1 protein-coding gene is annotated in these 432 nt (G+C 59.5%); it reads left to right on the top strand.

The features are described 5' to 3' along the window. A partial coding sequence (locus HFC70_RS26430; protein WP_168476302.1) for an extracellular solute-binding protein occupies positions 1 to 432 on the top strand: 432 nt, incomplete at both ends.

Raw genomic sequence — 432 nt, 5'->3', positions numbered from 1 at the left:
GCGGCGGACTACACCGGCGCGGCCAACGATCTGCTGCTGAAACTGCGGCCGAACATTCGTTACTTCCACTCTTCTCAGTACATCAACGATCTGGCTAACGGTGATATCTGCGTGGCGATCGGCTGGTCTGGCGACGTGATGCAGGCGGCCAACCGCGCCAAAGAGGCGAAGAACGGCGTGAACGTGGCCTACGCGATCCCGAAAGAGGGGGCGCTGACCTACTTTGACATGTTCGCCATGCCGGCGGACGCCAAGAACAAAGACGCCGCGTACCAGTTCCTGAACTTCCTGATGAAACCTGACGTGATGGCGGGCATCAGCAACTATGTCTATTACGCCAATGCGGTGAAAGATTCCACGCCGCTGGTGAACGCCGAAGTGCGCGAGAACCCGAACGTCTATCCGCCGGCCGATCTGCGCGCCAAGCTGTTC

The organism is Agrobacterium sp. a22-2, from assembly GCF_012276985.1.
In the GTDB taxonomy this organism is placed as follows: domain Bacteria; phylum Pseudomonadota; class Alphaproteobacteria; order Rhizobiales; family Rhizobiaceae; genus Allorhizobium.
This window is presented reverse-complemented; position numbering and strand designations above follow the sequence as displayed.